At 58.5% G+C, this 13,955-nt stretch carries 14 protein-coding genes; 10 read left to right on the top strand and 4 right to left on the bottom strand.

Annotation, left to right across the window (positions count from 1 at the left end):
- The 3 genes from WA845_RS03835 to dnaN form a co-directional block, all read right to left on the bottom strand.
- Window positions 1-597, bottom strand: a complete 597-nt coding sequence (locus WA845_RS03835) for a histidine phosphatase family protein (RefSeq protein ID WP_112556160.1) — start codon at window positions 595-597, stop codon at window positions 1-3.
- Between the two features lie 94 nt (window positions 598-691).
- Window positions 692-1,285: a phospholipid N-methyltransferase PmtA gene (gene pmtA, locus WA845_RS03830; RefSeq protein WP_112555989.1), complete on the bottom strand. Its 594-nt coding sequence runs from the start codon at window positions 1,283-1,285 to the stop codon at window positions 692-694.
- A 194-nt stretch (window positions 1,286-1,479) separates the two neighbouring features.
- Window positions 1,480-2,598: a DNA polymerase III subunit beta gene (gene dnaN / locus WA845_RS03825; protein ID WP_045532995.1), complete on the bottom strand. Its 1,119-nt coding sequence runs from the start codon at window positions 2,596-2,598 to the stop codon at window positions 1,480-1,482.
- Between the two features lie 265 nt (window positions 2,599-2,863).
- On the opposite strand from dnaN, the gene rsmI reads away from it, so the two are divergent.
- The 10 genes from rsmI to WA845_RS03775 all read left to right on the top strand — a co-directional run bounded on the left by rsmI (window position 2,864) and on the right by WA845_RS03775 (window position 12,692).
- Window positions 2,864-3,805, top strand: a complete 942-nt coding sequence (gene rsmI / locus WA845_RS03820; protein WP_035206672.1) for a 16S rRNA (cytidine(1402)-2'-O)-methyltransferase — start codon at window positions 2,864-2,866, stop codon at window positions 3,803-3,805.
- Window positions 3,795-4,163: a YraN family protein gene (locus WA845_RS03815; RefSeq protein ID WP_004439484.1), complete on the top strand. Its 369-nt coding sequence runs from the start codon at window positions 3,795-3,797 to the stop codon at window positions 4,161-4,163. The genes rsmI and WA845_RS03815 overlap by 11 nt, the downstream gene beginning before the upstream one ends.
- Before the next feature lie 10 nt (window positions 4,164-4,173).
- Window positions 4,174-4,734 carry a maltose acetyltransferase domain-containing protein gene (locus WA845_RS03810; protein ID WP_112555987.1) on the top strand — a complete coding sequence of 187 codons (561 nt, stop codon included), beginning with the start codon at window positions 4,174-4,176 and terminating at the stop codon, window positions 4,732-4,734.
- 107 nt (window positions 4,735-4,841) lie between these two features.
- The gene (locus WA845_RS03805) at window positions 4,842-6,140 is read left to right on the top strand and encodes an extracellular solute-binding protein (RefSeq protein WP_022555483.1); all 1,299 of its coding nucleotides are present in this window, start codon (window positions 4,842-4,844) and stop codon (window positions 6,138-6,140) included.
- 82 nt (window positions 6,141-6,222) lie between these two features.
- On the top strand, window positions 6,223-7,191 hold the full coding sequence (locus WA845_RS03800; protein WP_022555484.1) for an ABC transporter permease subunit: 969 nt from the start codon (window positions 6,223-6,225) through the stop codon (window positions 7,189-7,191).
- 11 nt (window positions 7,192-7,202) lie between these two features.
- The gene (gene ugpE / locus WA845_RS03795; RefSeq protein ID WP_112555985.1) at window positions 7,203-8,045 is read left to right on the top strand and encodes a sn-glycerol-3-phosphate ABC transporter permease UgpE; all 843 of its coding nucleotides are present in this window, start codon (window positions 7,203-7,205) and stop codon (window positions 8,043-8,045) included.
- Between the two features lie 10 nt (window positions 8,046-8,055).
- Window positions 8,056-9,156 (top strand): sn-glycerol-3-phosphate import ATP-binding protein UgpC, encoded by a 1,101-nt coding sequence (locus WA845_RS03790; RefSeq protein ID WP_060942488.1) that lies wholly within the window; start codon window positions 8,056-8,058, stop codon window positions 9,154-9,156.
- Between the two features lie 110 nt (window positions 9,157-9,266).
- A complete protein-coding gene (locus WA845_RS03785; protein ID WP_037089417.1) occupies window positions 9,267-9,779 on the top strand; it encodes a cupin domain-containing protein in 513 nt (170 codons plus the stop codon).
- 237 nt (window positions 9,780-10,016) lie between these two features.
- Window positions 10,017-10,976: a glutathione synthase gene (gshB, locus tag WA845_RS03780; RefSeq protein ID WP_022555488.1), complete on the top strand. Its 960-nt coding sequence runs from the start codon at window positions 10,017-10,019 to the stop codon at window positions 10,974-10,976.
- A 183-nt stretch (window positions 10,977-11,159) separates the two neighbouring features.
- A complete protein-coding gene (locus WA845_RS03775) occupies window positions 11,160-12,692 on the top strand; it encodes a YifB family Mg chelatase-like AAA ATPase (RefSeq protein ID WP_112555983.1) in 1,533 nt (510 codons plus the stop codon).
- Between the two features lie 202 nt (window positions 12,693-12,894).
- On the opposite strand, the gene cysK is transcribed toward WA845_RS03775, so the two are convergent.
- A complete protein-coding gene (gene cysK / locus WA845_RS03770; protein WP_112555981.1) occupies window positions 12,895-13,863 on the bottom strand; it encodes a cysteine synthase A in 969 nt (322 codons plus the stop codon).
- Between the last annotated feature and the right edge of the window lie 92 nt (window positions 13,864-13,955).

Here is a 13,955-nt window from a genome sequence, read left to right as displayed (position 1 = left end):
TTATCCCTGCCATGTTTCCATTGCCGTCCAGTCGCATGCGGGGGAGGCGGCTGCAAGTGAAAAGTCGGCGATGGAGAAGCGAAAGAGATTGCCGCCGCCGGGTGGCTGGTCCTCGCTGCGGCTGATGCGGCGGCCTTCTATATGGCATTTCAGAAGTGTGCCCACACCGCCATGGCCGACAAAGGCGATAGGCCGATGTGTATCGTGCCGGTCAAGAATAGCTCTGACGGCATTGACAATCCGCGCCTGCGCATCGATTGCCCGCTCCCAGCCGCGAAAACTTTCCTGCGGGTGAGCGAAGAACCAGTCCGCCGCCTTCTCGAATTCCGGTGGCGTCAGGAAACCGATGGAGGACCGGTCGTTTTCATGCATCTCCTCGACGATTTCTATCTCCGCTCCGGATGTCTCGGCAAGGATACGGGCGGTTTCAACCGCCTTCGTCTCGGCGCTGCAAACGATATGGCGCAATGCCAGCGCCCAAGGCAGGCGGCCTGCCTCTCGCGCCCGCTCGGCACCTCTTTCCGAAAGCCCCCATTGAGGAACGGGAACAGCCGGATCTATACTGACCTGGGGGTGGGTAATGTAGAGAGCATGCACGGCAATCGGTCCCCAAAAGGCCATGGAAAGGGCATCGACACCCTAACCATGCGCTACGACCGGGAAATGACGGATTTTCTCGATCTGCCGGACGTCAGGCCCGAGTATAGGTCCACAGTTGCGCCGGCGGAATATTGCGCACGATGAAATCGAAATGACGAATGTGGTAAAGATGCGGCTGTGCGACGATCGGCGAGATCGGGCCATAGGATATCTGCACCACGGGGCGGCCATGCGGCACGCGCTTCAGCAATTCGTCGAGAAGCTTGATGCGGGCGGCCATCGGAAAATTCAGCATGGGCACGGCTGAAATGACACTGTCGAACATCTGATGCCCGTGTTCGCCGAGCGTCGCATCGAGATCGAAGGCATCCCCATTGACGAAGTTGACGCCGGGGTAGCTTTTGAGCAGCTGATTATAGAAATCGGTCGAATATTCGATGGCGGTCAAATTCTCCGGCTTGATGCCGCGCGCCAGGATGGCCTTGGTGATGACACCCGTGCCTGGGCCGAGTTCAAGAACCGGCAGGCGGGAATGGGGATTGATGACACTCGCCATCTTTTTCGCTGTGATGGCCGATGTCGGTACGATGGCGCCGACTTTTTTCGGCTGGCTGACCATGCCCTTGAAAAAGCGGATTTCTTCCTCGAATTTCTGTTCAAGGCGTTGCTTCAGGTTAAGTGCCATAATTCCCCTCAGATGCATTTGGTCATTGTCAAAAAACAGTTACGCAATGTTGATCCCATTTGGCGCAAAAACAAGGCAAAATGTCGCAACTGGGAAAATTCGCCTCCGGGTCCAAGGTGACGATAATCGAATAAAAAAACGCCGGCGGAGCGATCCACCGGCGTTTTGGCTAAAATGGAAAGAAATCAGCGTACTCACACGCGCATCGGCATCAAAACATACAGGGCATCGTCGCCGGCGGTGTCACGAACCAGCGTCGGCGACCCTGCATCTGCCAGAAGGAAAATCGCGTCGTCACCGGAAAGCTGTGAGGTGATGTCGAGCAGATATTTCGCGTTGAAGCCGATTTCCATCGAATCATTGTCATAGCCGACGGCAACTTCTTCCGTCGCGCTGCCCGAATCGGGATTGTTGACGGTAAGAGTGAGCTGTCCATTGGTGAGGGCGAGTTTCACGGCGCGGCCACGTTCGGACGAAATGGTCGAAACGCGATCGACAGCCTGGGCGAAAGACTGGCAGTCGACCCGCATTTCCTTGTCGTTGCCGGTGGGGATCACGCGCTGGTAATCCGGGAAAGTCCCATCGATCAGCTTCGAGGTCAGAACGACCGAGCCGATGGTCAGGCGGATTTTCGCATCCGAGACTTCGACGGTGACTTCAAGCTCGGGGTTGTCCATCAGCTTCTGCAATTCACCGACAGTCTTGCGCGGAATGATGATGCCAGGCATGCCTTCGGAACCGGACGGCGCATCCACATCGGCGCGTGCCAGACGGTGGCCATCGGTTGCGACAGCGCGCAGCTTCAGATCGCCATTGCTTTCGATGGTGTGGAAGAAAATGCCGTTCAGGTAATAACGTGTCTCTTCAGTCGAAATCGCGAATTGCGTGCGGTCGATCAACATCTTCAGATCGGTCGCCTTCAGCTTGAAGGTGTGGCTGAAGGTGCCGGCGGTCAGGTCAGGGAAATCCGCCTCGGGCAGGCATTGCAGCGAGAACTTCGAGCGGCCGGACGCAACGGTCATGGAGGAACCGTCCGGATTGGTCGCCAAAAGCACCTCGGAACCATCCGGCAGCTTGCGCACGATTTCATAAAGCAGGTGTGCCGGCACGGTGGTGGCGCCCGCCTGCTCCACCATGGCCGGGGTCGCTTCGGTGATTTCGAGATCGAGGTCGGTCGCCTTCATGTCAAGATTGGCGCCGGAGGCGCGCAGCAGAACGTTCGACAGGATCGGGATCGTGTTGCGACGCTCGACGACCCGGTGGACGTGGTTCAGCGATTTCAGAAGGTTCGACCGCTCAAGAGTAATACGCATGGACACTACCGCTTTCAACCGTTGCGAACCGGCCACCGCCGGATCGGCAAGAAGAGTCTTCACCGGCAAATGCCGGATAATGTGGACGGGCAAAATGGCAGAGTTATTGCGGAGAATGCAAGAGCCGAGTTCGTCTGCCGCGGGTCATTTTGCTGCTATACAACATGATCCACAGGCTGGCGCCGCCCGTTGCCCTTGTTTGCCGGTTTTCAATTGCCCATAAAGAGGAATAACTGGAGCGACCGGCCGGAAATGATCGGCAAGAATGATTGGAAGCCGTGTGACGGAAGAAACATCGAAGATTGACGCCAGGCAGGCGGTGAAGGAATTCAGGATCGGGGCTGCCACAATTCCCGCGCGTCCGCTGGAGTGCGCGCTTTATCTCGTCGCCACCCCCATCGGCAATCTGGGCGACATCACCATTCGCGCGCTGGAGACGCTGGCTTCTGCTGATGTTCTCGCCTGCGAGGATACCCGCGTCACGCGCATCCTGCTCGAGCGTTACGGTATCCGCACCCGTCCGTTTGCGTATCACGAGCACAATTCGAACGAAGTGGGGCCAAAGCTCATCGCGGCGCTGGAAGCAGGAAAATCCGTGGCGCTGGTGTCGGATGCGGGAACGCCGCTTGTTTCCGATCCCGGTTACCGGCTCGGCCAGCTTGCACTCGAGGCCGGGCATCGCGTCGTGCCGGTGCCGGGCGCCTCGGCGCCGTTAGCCGCGCTGGTCGGTTCGGGCATGCCAAGTGACGCCTTCCTGTTTGCGGGTTTCCTGCCGGTAAAGGACCGCGGCAAGCGCGACCGTTTTGCCGAACTGGCGAAAATCCCCGCGACCCTCATTTTTTTTGAATCACCGCATCGCATCAGCGCTTCCATCAAGGTCGCATCGGAAGTGCTTGGCCGTGAGCGCCGTGCCGTGGTCTGCCGCGAGCTGACCAAGACGTTCGAGGAATTCCGCCGCGGCACGCTCGGTGAGCTTGCGGATTACTATGACGGTGACCGTGTGGTGAAGGGCGAGATCGTGCTTCTGGTGGAGCCGCCTTCCTATGACGAGATTCCCGATATCGAGGATGTCGAGAAGCTGCTGAAGGAACTGGTCGCCACCATGCCCGCTGCAAGGGCTGCAGGCGAAGCGGCGAAGCTGACGGGCCTGCCGCGCAAGGAGCTTTATCAAAGGCTGCTGGACATGAAGGAAGCGGATGGCCGCTAACTGGCGAAACGACAAAAGGCGAAAAGCCGAGCGGCGTGGTCATGCTGCGGAATATTGGGCGGCACTTTTTCTGCTGCTGAAGGGATATCGCATTCTCGCCATTCGTTATCGCACCCGGCTGGGGGAGATCGACCTTGTCGCCCGCAAGGCGGACGTCGTCGCGTTTGTGGAGGTCAAGGCCCGGCCGTCCGGTATCAGCGCGATCGATGCCGTCGGCTTTCATTCGCAGCAACGCATCCGGGCGGCTGCGGACCTGTGGCTGGCCCGCCATGGCGATGCCGGGCGGCTTTCACTGCGCTTCGATATCGTCGCCATTCTGCCGCGAGGTCTGCCGCAGCATTTTATCGATGCCTTTTGAAGGGGAGACGATGTCCACCGAGCGTGAAAAAATGGCCGCGGGAGAATGGTACAGCTGCATGGATGGCGAGCTGGATATATTGCGCCGGCGCGCACGAGGGGCCGTCCACCAGCACAATACGATGCCGCCGGATGAGCGCGGGGCAATTGCACCGCTGCTGCGCGCGCTGTTTAATTCCGTCGGGGAAGGCGCGTTTCTCGAAGCGCCGTTTCATTGCGCTTACGGCTTCAACATCACGCTCGGAAAAAATGTATATCTCAACGCGGGCTGCACCATTCTCGATTCCGCTAAGGTAACGATAGGCGACGGCGCGATGCTGGGGCCTGCGGTGCAGATTTACTGTGCGGAACACCATCTCGACCCGGTGCCGCGTGCCCAAGGCATTGAAATCGCAAAACCCGTGGCCATCGGTCGCGACGTCTGGATCGGCGGCGGAGCGGTTCTGCTTGCGGGCGTGACAGTGGGTGACGGTGCGATTGTCGGTGCCGGTTCGGTCGTCACACGCGACGTCGCTGCTGGCGTGACGATGGTCGGGAACCCGGCGCGGCCCCTGAAACGCATATCCGACTGAGATTTTCATCCGCCGCTGTAATAAATCTGACATGGAACTGTCAAAGAGGCGTCATTGAACCTCTCTATTCGCATCCTCACCCCAATAAATGGTGGAGAGGATTTGATATGTTCAAGAAGATTTCCATGGCCGCTGTGGCTGTCAGCATCTCCGCGACCTCTTCCATGGCTGCGACCAACATCACCTGGTGGCATGGCATGGGCGGCCGTAACGGCGAAGTCATCAACGAAGTCGCCCAGAAATTCAACGAAGCCCAGAAAGAATGCGCGCTGACGCCGGTTTCCAAGGGCTCCTATGAAGAAGCTCTCGCCAGTGGCATCGCAGCTTTCCGTTCGGGCGAACAGCCGAACATTCTTCAGGTTTTCGATGCAGGTGCTGCCACCATCATCAACGCCAAGGGCGCGGTCATTCCTGCCGAAGACCTGATCACCAAGGCCGGTTACAAGTTCGATCGCGACGCCTTTATCAACGGCGTGCGCTACTTCTACGCTGCCGCTGACGGCAAGTTCGTCGGCATGCCGTTCAATTCCTCCGCTCCCATCATGTACATCAACGACGAGGCCCTGAAGAAGGCCGGCGTCGAAGCTCCCAAGACCTGGGAAGACTTTGAAAAGGTCGCGCCGAAGCTGAAGGAAGCCGGCTATATTCCGCTCGTCCAGTCGCAGCTGACCTGGCAGTTCACGGAGAACTTCTTCTCGCGTAACAACATCCAGTTCGCCACGAACAACAATGGTTACGACAGCGTCACCGACACCAAGCTCAAGGTCACCGACCCGAACCTCGTCATGATGTTCGAGAAGCTGAAGGACTGGAAGGACAAGGGCCTGTTTGCCTATTACGGCGCGGGCTGGAACGACAACCAGAAGCCCTTCGAAGAAGGTAAGGTAGCACTCTGGATCGGTTCGTCGGGTTCCTTCGGCGGGCTTCAGAAGACGGCCACAATGCCATTCTCGGCAACTTTCCTCCCTTACTGGGGCTCCATCAAGGGCGCGGGTACCAACTCCTTCATCGGCGGCGCTGCCCTCTTTGCAATGTCGGGCAAGTCCGAAGCCGAAAACAAATGTGTGGCCGACTTTTTCCAGTTCCTGACCTCGCCGGAAATCCAGGTCTTCTATCACAAGGCAACCGGTTACGTCGCCATCACCAAGGCCGCTTATGAAAAGGCCAAGGCTGAAGGCTACTACAAGGAAAAGCCGGTCGCCGAAGTCGGCATCCAGCAGCTGTCACTGCAGGGTGGCGACTGGTCCAAGGGTTATCGCCTCGGTTTCTACCCGCAGATCCGCGCCGTGATGGAACGCGAATATAACCGCATCTTCTCCGGCGAAGTCACGCCGAAGGCTGCTTTCGAAATCATCGAGAAGGAAGGCAACGACCTTCTGGCCCGCTTCGCCAAGACGGCCGGCTGATCGATCTCTTCGAAACCGTTGATCTTGTCGAGCCTCCTTTCTGACGGAAGTGAGGCTCACTTCTGGATAAGGAGGCGCAAGCGTGGCCTATACATCGTCTCAACCGCGCCGGTTTTTCTCCGGTCGGTCCGCAAAGGCTGGAAAACCCGCCAAGCCCGCAGAAGCCGGCATGAAGCGCGTGCAGTTCTCTTCGTCCTTTGTGCCCTATCTGTTTCTGGCACCGCAACTTGCGGTGATTTTCATTTTCTTCTATTGGCCATCCGTTCAGGCCATCCATTCGTCTTTCTATATCGAAGACCCGTTCGGGTTCGGCGCTTCCTTCGTTGGACTCGCCAATTATTCGGATGCGATCTTCAGCCCCGAATATCTCAGCATCGCGAAATTCACGGTAGTCTTCACCGTGCTCGTCACCTTCTTTTCGCTGGCGCTCGGCCTGCTGCTCGCCGTCAAGGCGGATGCGGTCATTCGCGGCAGTTCGACATACAAGACGCTGCTGATTTCCGTTTACGCCATTGCGCCGCCAGTCGCCGGCCTTATCGGCATGATGTTTTTCGACCAGCATATCGGCCCCTTCGTGAAGATGGCCGCGTTTCTCGGTTGGGACATGAAGGTCGGCCTCAATTATTTCGATACGGCCTTTGCCATGATCGTTGTCGCGGTCTGGAAGCAGATTCCTTACAACTTCATCTTCTTCCTCTCCGGTCTCCAGGGCGTTCCGGTCTCCGTGCGGGAAGCCGCGTCCATCGATTGCCGTTCGGGCTTCCGCCGGTTCTGGACCGTCATCATGCCGCTCCTGGCGCCCACGGCCTTCTTCCTGCTCATCATCAACATCACCTATTCATTGTTCGATACGTTCGGTGTCATCGACGTGATGGTGAAGGATAAGGCCGCGAACAACCCGATCACGCTGGTCTACAAGGTGTTCCTCGACGGTTTCCGCGGCAATGACATCGGCGGTTCCTCGGCCCAGTCCGTCATCCTCATGCTGGTCGTTTTCGTCCTCACCGTTATCCAGTTCCGCTTCATCGAGAAGCGCATCCATTACAATTGAGGGAAAAGACGATGTACAAGACCAAACCCCTCGATCATCTGGTGCTGATCATTGGCGCATTGTTTCTGATCCTGCCTGTTGTCGTGGCCTTCATGACGTCCACCCACACGGCGGCTGAAATTCACCGCAGCGGCCTTGCGATCATTCCCGGCGACAATTTCATCGAAACCTATGAGAAGGTCCTTACCCAGAAGGGTGGTTTCACCGGACAGGTTACAGGCCTGAACATGGTGTTGAATTCGCTGATCCTCGGCATCGGCTTTGCCGTCGGCAAAATCGTCCTGTCGATGACGGCGGCCTATGCGATCGTCTATTTCCGCTTCCGTTTTGCGACGCTCGCCTTCTGGATCATTTTCACCACGCTGCTTCTGCCGCTCGAAGTGCGCATCATGCCGTCCTACGAGGTAATGAGCAAACTCGGACTGTTGAACTCCTATACCGGTCTGATCGTGCCGCTTCTCGCTTCGGCGACGGGCACCTTCTATTTCCGGCAGTTCTTCAAATCCGTGCCTGAAGAGCTGCTGGAGGCTTCCCGTATCGATGGTGCGGGGCCAGTGAAATTTTTCATCGACGTTCTCATTCCGCTGTCGCGCACGATGATGGCGGCAATCTTCATCATCATGTTCGTCTATGGCTGGAATCAGTATCTCTGGCCCATGCTGATGACGACGGATGAGAGTTTCTTCACCCTGATGCGTGGCATCAAGTCGATCCTGCAGGTCTGGGTCGGTTCGCAAATCCCCGATTACAACGAAGCTTTCGCGCTCGCCGTGCTGGCCATGCTGCCACCCGTGCTGATCGTCGTTATTTTCCAGCGCTGGTTCATCAAGGGCCTGACCGAGAGCGATAAATAAGGAGACCGAAATGGCCGCGATAGAAATCAGTCAGGTCTGCAAGGATTATCATGGCGGCGTGCGCGCCGTGCATCACGTCGATATCGACATCAAGGACGGCGAGTTCATCGTTCTCGTCGGTCCCTCCGGCTGCGGCAAGTCCACGCTTTTGCGTATGGTCGCCGGGCTTGAGGATATTTCAGAAGGCACGGTGAAGATCGGCGACCGGGTGGTCAACCAGACCGATCCGGCCGACCGCGATATCGCCATGGTCTTCCAGAACTACGCGCTTTACCCGCACATGTCGGTACGCGAGAACCTGGAGTACGGGCTGAAGAACCGCAGGACACCCAAGGCGGAAATTGACGCCCGTGTGGCTGAAGCGGCGCGTATGCTGCAACTCGAACCCTATCTGGACCGCAAGCCACGCGCCCTTTCCGGTGGTCAGCGTCAGCGCGTCGCCATGGGGCGTGCGATCGTTCGCAAGCCTGCTGCCTTTCTGTTCGACGAACCCCTGTCCAATCTCGATGCCAAGTTGCGTGTTTCCATGCGCGGCGAAATCAAGCGGCTGCAAAAACGTCTCGGCACGACATCGATCTACGTTACCCATGACCAGTTGGAAGCCATGACGCTGGCCGACCGTCTCGTCGTGCTGAATGGCGGCCGTATCGAGCAGATCGGTGCGCCGCTGGATGTCTATCACACGCCTGCCTCAACCTTCGTCGCGAGTTTCATCGGCTCTCCGGCCATGAATCTTCTCAGCGCCGAATTGCACGGCGATAGCCTTGCCATCGGGCCGTCGCTGTTTGCGCTCAATGGCTTCGCCCCCACGTCCGGCCCGGTGACTGTTGGAATGCGGGCGGAAGATTTTCGTCTCGCTGCTGCTGACGCCCAGAGTTTCGCACTTCGCGTGGATTATATTGAGGAGCTGGGTTCGCAACGTCTTATACACGGCATGATCGGCGATCAGAGCCTGACCGTGGCCTTTCCGCCTGACGTCGAGGTTCCGTCCGCGCTTTCGGTGACGATTGCTCCGGAAAAACTGCACTTCTTCTCCAGCGAAACTGGCAAGCGTATCGCCAGCAGAGCGGAACAAACGATGGCGCAGGACGCTCAACTGGCGACGGCCTGAGTTCGTCACCTGAAATCGGCGCGATGGCTAAAATTGCGCCGATTGTCAAAACTGGTTTGTTACGATCCCGATGATAAAAGGCCTCCAATATTTCACGGGGGTTTTCTCATATGTCGTTCAAAATGATGTTCGCGGCGGCCGCAACCATGGCTATCCGTACGGTGCCGATATTGCCGGCCTATCTACGTCGGAAAAAAGACGATGCCGTGGTCAGCGCATCCTGCACCGATCTGCGGCTTCAGCCGGCGCCTATCAATCCTGAATGGATCATTACCGGCAACCCGCAGGCACGTGCTGCGGATCATTCCCGAAGCGGCGACCGTGCCTCAAGCACTGCCATGTGGGATTGCACTGCAGGCGAATTCCGCTGGTTCTTCGGCTGGGATGAGACCGTCTATATTCTGGAAGGCGAGGTGCATGTGACGGCCGAGGACGGCTCGGTCAGCATCCTGCGGGTCGGTGACGTCGCTTATTTCAGGGCCGGAACATGGGCCACCTGGCGTGTTGATCATTATGTGCGCAAGGTTGCCTTCATGCGTCGTCCGTTCCCCACGGCGCTGGCATTTGCCTATCGCGTCAAGAACAAGCTGTTCGCCGGTCGCTCCTACAAGCTGGCAGCCTGAGCCGTCGCCCATGCCGTTGGCGGGCGCGGGTGTGCCTTCGCCGTGGGAATTATGAAGGTTCAATAAAACTCACAGAAACCACGGCTCGCAGCAGTTGCGTTTGAATGGTCGCTGCCCTACATCTTTCGAGTTTTCTGAAGCATTTCCGGGTCTCTTCCGGTCCTGCCGGAACGCTTGAAAGATGAGACACGGCATAGCGGATCGCAGGCGTCCGTATGCTGCGAGAGGAACATGCGCATGGCGAAGATCAAGAACGTCGCGATCCAGATGGATCATGTCTCCGGCATCAACATCGGCGGTGATTCCACCTTCGCCATGAGCCTTGAAGCGCAGGCGCGTGGATATCGGCTGTTCCATTACACGCCCGACCGCCTTTCCATGCGCGATGGCAAGATTTACGCGACCGTCGAGCAGATGGAGCTGCGCGACATCAAGGGTGACCATTTCTCGCTTTCCGAACCGGAGCGCGTTGATCTGTCCACGATGGATGTCATCCATCTGCGTCAGGATCCACCATTCGACATGGCCTATATCACCTCCACCCATCTGCTGGAGCGCATTCATCCGAGGACCCTGGTGGTCAATGATCCCGCCTGGGTGCGCAATTCGCCGGAGAAGATCTTCGTCACCGAATTCGCGGATCTCATGCCGAAGACGCTGATCACGAAGGATGTCGCGGAAATCGCGCGCTTCCGCAACGAAATGGGCGATATCATTCTCAAGCCGCTTTATGGCAACGGCGGTGCGGGCGTCTTCCATTCAGCGCGGGACGACCGCAATTTCTCCTCGCTGCTGGAAATGTTCGGTCAGATGTTCCGCGAACCTTACATTGCTCAGGAATATCTGCCCGACGTCCGCAAGGGCGATAAACGCATCCTGCTGGTGGATGGAGAGCCGGTGGGTGCGATCAACCGCGTTCCAGCGGAAAACGACGCCCGTTCCAACATGCACGCTGGCGGCCGGCCTGAGCCTACGGAACTGACCGCGCGCGAAAAGGAAATCTGCCGCCGTATCGGCCCCGCCCTGCGCGAGCGTGGTTTCCTGTTCGTTGGAATTGATGTCATTGGCGATTACCTCACCGAAATCAACGTCACCTCGCCGACCGGCATTCGAGAGGTGCGGAAATTCGGCGGCGCCGATGTGGCGAGCCTGCTGTGGGACGCCATCGAGAAAAAGCGCGAAGCTCAGGATTTTTGATAAGACATAAATCGCTCTCGGTTTGTTCCGGATATACAACTCGATACAACTAAAATACAGCGGATGCGATAAATTGTTCGCTGGATGTTCTTGTTTTATTCTTTGACCTGTGGCACGTTGCTTGGCAAGGGTCGTGGATGGGGCATAAGGCTCTGAAAGCGCGACGGTTTGCGGGGGCAGGCCATGGTGGCACGGGTCAATACGGTGGCATTTCAGGGCATAGAGGGTGTGCCTGTCGAGGTGCAGGTCATGGTCGCACCGGGAAGGGTCGGCATCCAGATTGTCGGTCTGCCGGATAAAGCCGTCGCCGAAAGCCGGGAGCGCGTGCAGGCGGCATTACATGCCTCAGGCTTGGCGCTGCCGGCAAAGAAGGTCACGGTCAATCTTGCCCCTGCCGATCTGCCAAAGGAAGGATCGCATTTCGATCTTCCCATTGCCCTTGGCCTCATGGCCGCCCTGGGAGCCATACCGGCCGAAGCGCTGGGGCGTTACGTGGTCCTTGGCGAACTCAATCTCGATGGTACTATCGGCTTGGTTGCGGGCGCGCTTCCGGCCGCGATCGGGGCCAATGCGCTTGGCAAGGGACTGATTTGCCCGGCTGATAGCGGCCCGGAGGCGGCATGGGCCGGAGCCGGGATCGATATTCTCGCCCCGCGCAGCCTGATTGCGCTCGCTAATCACTTTCGTGGCACGCAGATCCTCTCGCGCCCGACGCCCGCCATTCGCGCCAATCCGGTCAATCTGCCTGATTTAGCTGACATAAAGGGGCAGGAGAGCGCCCGGCGGGCGCTGGAGGTGGCAGCCGCCGGCGGCCATAATCTGCTGATGGTCGGCCCGCCCGGCTCGGGAAAATCCATGCTCGCCGCCCGCTTGCCTTCGATCCTGCCGCCGCTGGAGGCGGCAGAACTGCTGGAAGTGTCCATGGTCCATTCCATTGCCGGCCAATTGTCGGGTGGCAAGCTTTCGGATCGCAGGCCCTTCCGCACGCCGCATCATTCCGCCACCATGGCGGCCCTGATCGGCGGCGGGCTGCGGGCCAAACCGGGCGAGGCTTCGCTTGCTCACCATGGCGTTCTTTTTCTGGATGAATTCCCGGAATTTTCGCCGCAGGTGCTGGATGCCCTGCGTCAGCCGCTCGAAACCGGCGAATGCATTATTGCGCGTGCCAATCACCGTGTCAGCTATCCCGCGCAAATCCAGCTTGTCGCGGCAATGAATCCCTGCCGTTGCGGTATGGCGGGAGAGCCGGGTTTTACCTGTGCCAGAGGCCCACGTTGTGTGGCAGACTATCAGGCTCGCATTTCCGGCCCGCTGCTCGATCGCATCGACATTCGTATCGACGTTCCCGCCGTTTCCGCCGCCGATCTCATTCGGCCCGTGACGGCCGAACCGAGCGCCGTGGTTGCGGCGCGCGTCGCCGAAGCGCGCCTTGCCCAGCAGGAACGTTATGCGGCAGCGGGCTTCCCTGCCATCCGCACCAACGCCCGCTGCACGACAGCAATGATCGAAAAATACGCCGAACCGGACCAGTCCGGGCTGCAATTGCTCCGTGATGCGGCGGAGCGCATGAAGTTTTCCGCGCGCGGTTACCATCGCATTCTCAAGGTGGCCCGCACCCTGGCGGATCTGGATGGCAGACAAACGGTTGGGCGTATCCATATTGCCGAAGCAGTGTCCTATCGTATCGCCGGCGAAAGGCTAACCGCCGCGGCGTAAAACCAGCTACGGGCACTTTGTCTGGGAAGGACGCTTATGCCTGCCGGTCAATCAGGTGGTTCCGGGAATGACGGGTAAAAATGCTGTTTGGACAGCTCGGTAGGTGATGGGCCGAATGAGGGGGCCTTGAAACAGAAGTGCCGCCGGCAAACCGGCGGCACGTCAAATATTCGCTCTTCCGCAACTGGGTGCCGAGAACGGGCTAGAGCCCAAGCCCTTCGAAAAGTGCTGTCGAAAGATAACGTTCCGCGAAGGAGGGAATGATGATGACAATGTTCTTGCCGGCATTTTCCTCACGCGCACCGACCTTGATTGCCGCCGCCAGCGCCGCACCCGAGGAGATGCCAACGGGCACGCCTTCCAGCCTCGCCGCCAGACGTGCGGTTTCGAAAGCCTCATCATTGGTGACGGTGACGATCTCGTCATAAATGCCGGTGTCGAGAATGGCGGGGGCAAAACCGGCGCCGATGCCCTGAATTTTGTGGGGGCCGGGGTTGCCACCGGAAAGAACGGGGCTGTCGGCGGGCTCCACCGCAATCACCTTCACCTCGGGCTTGTGGGATTTCAGAACCTGACCCGTGCCGGTGATCGTGCCGCCGGTGCCGATACCCGAGACCAGAATATCAACCGTGCCTTCGGTGTCGTTCCAGATTTCTTCAGCCGTCGTCTTGCGGTGGATCTCCGGATTGGCGGGGTTTTCAAACTGCTGCGGAATGATGGCGTCAGGCAGGGTTTCTGCCAGTTCCTGCGCTTTGGCGATGGCGCCCTTCATGCCCTTCGGGCCTTCGGTCAGCACCAGTTCCGCGCCCAGGAGAGCCAGCATTTTCCGACGCTCGACCGACATGGTTTCAGGCATGGTCAGGATCAGCTTGTAGCCTTTCGCGGCGGCAGCGAAGGCGAGCGCAATCCCCGTATTACCGGAGGTCGGTTCCACCAGCGTCGTCTTTCCGGGCGTAATCTTGCCCTGGGCTTCCAGAGCTTCAATCATGGCAACGCCGATGCGGTCCTTCACCGAAGCGATGGGATTGAAAAATTCGAGCTTGGCAAGAAGATTGGCCTTCACGCCTTTTTCCTTCGCCAGCTTGTCGAGCCGCACGATCGGTGTATCGCCGATTGTTTCCGTAATCGAGGAATAGACGCGTCCGCGTCCGGGCTTTCTGGCTTCCGGCATGATGCTCTCCTGTGTAAAGACCGCAAGATTTGAGCGGCAGAATAGGAGCAATTATCTCCGCAAGCTAGCGAACGTTCGTCCTAATATCCGTG

It is taken from the genome of Agrobacterium sp. CMT1 (assembly GCF_037203725.1).
GTDB classification, from domain to species: domain Bacteria; phylum Pseudomonadota; class Alphaproteobacteria; order Rhizobiales; family Rhizobiaceae; genus Agrobacterium; species Agrobacterium pusense.
Note: the sequence above shows the minus strand (reverse complement) of the source record. Positions and strands in the feature narration are given on the sequence as shown.

Excerpts from the sequence above, each read along its gene's own strand:
- WA845_RS03805 (WP_022555483.1), top strand. The coding sequence starts at position 4,842 with ATGTTCAAGAAGATTTCCATGGCCGCTGTGGCTGTCAGCATCTCCGCG.
- WA845_RS03810 (WP_112555987.1), top strand. The coding sequence starts at position 4,174 with ATGTCCACCGAGCGTGAAAAAATGGCCGCGGGAGAATGGTACAGCTGC.
- WA845_RS03790 (WP_060942488.1), top strand. The coding sequence starts at position 8,056 with ATGGCCGCGATAGAAATCAGTCAGGTCTGCAAGGATTATCATGGCGGC.
- dnaN (WP_045532995.1), bottom strand. The coding sequence starts at position 2,598 with ATGCGTATTACTCTTGAGCGGTCGAACCTTCTGAAATCGCTGAACCAC.
- WA845_RS03775 (WP_112555983.1), top strand. The coding sequence starts at position 11,160 with ATGGTGGCACGGGTCAATACGGTGGCATTTCAGGGCATAGAGGGTGTG.
- WA845_RS03815 (WP_004439484.1), top strand. The coding sequence starts at position 3,795 with ATGGCCGCTAACTGGCGAAACGACAAAAGGCGAAAAGCCGAGCGGCGT.
- ugpE (WP_112555985.1), top strand. The coding sequence starts at position 7,203 with ATGTACAAGACCAAACCCCTCGATCATCTGGTGCTGATCATTGGCGCA.
- cysK (WP_112555981.1), bottom strand. The coding sequence starts at position 13,863 with ATGCCGGAAGCCAGAAAGCCCGGACGCGGACGCGTCTATTCCTCGATT.
- WA845_RS03785 (WP_037089417.1), top strand. The coding sequence starts at position 9,267 with ATGTCGTTCAAAATGATGTTCGCGGCGGCCGCAACCATGGCTATCCGT.
- rsmI (WP_035206672.1), top strand. The coding sequence starts at position 2,864 with ATGATTGGAAGCCGTGTGACGGAAGAAACATCGAAGATTGACGCCAGG.
- pmtA (WP_112555989.1), bottom strand. The coding sequence starts at position 1,285 with ATGGCACTTAACCTGAAGCAACGCCTTGAACAGAAATTCGAGGAAGAA.
- gshB (WP_022555488.1), top strand. The coding sequence starts at position 10,017 with ATGGCGAAGATCAAGAACGTCGCGATCCAGATGGATCATGTCTCCGGC.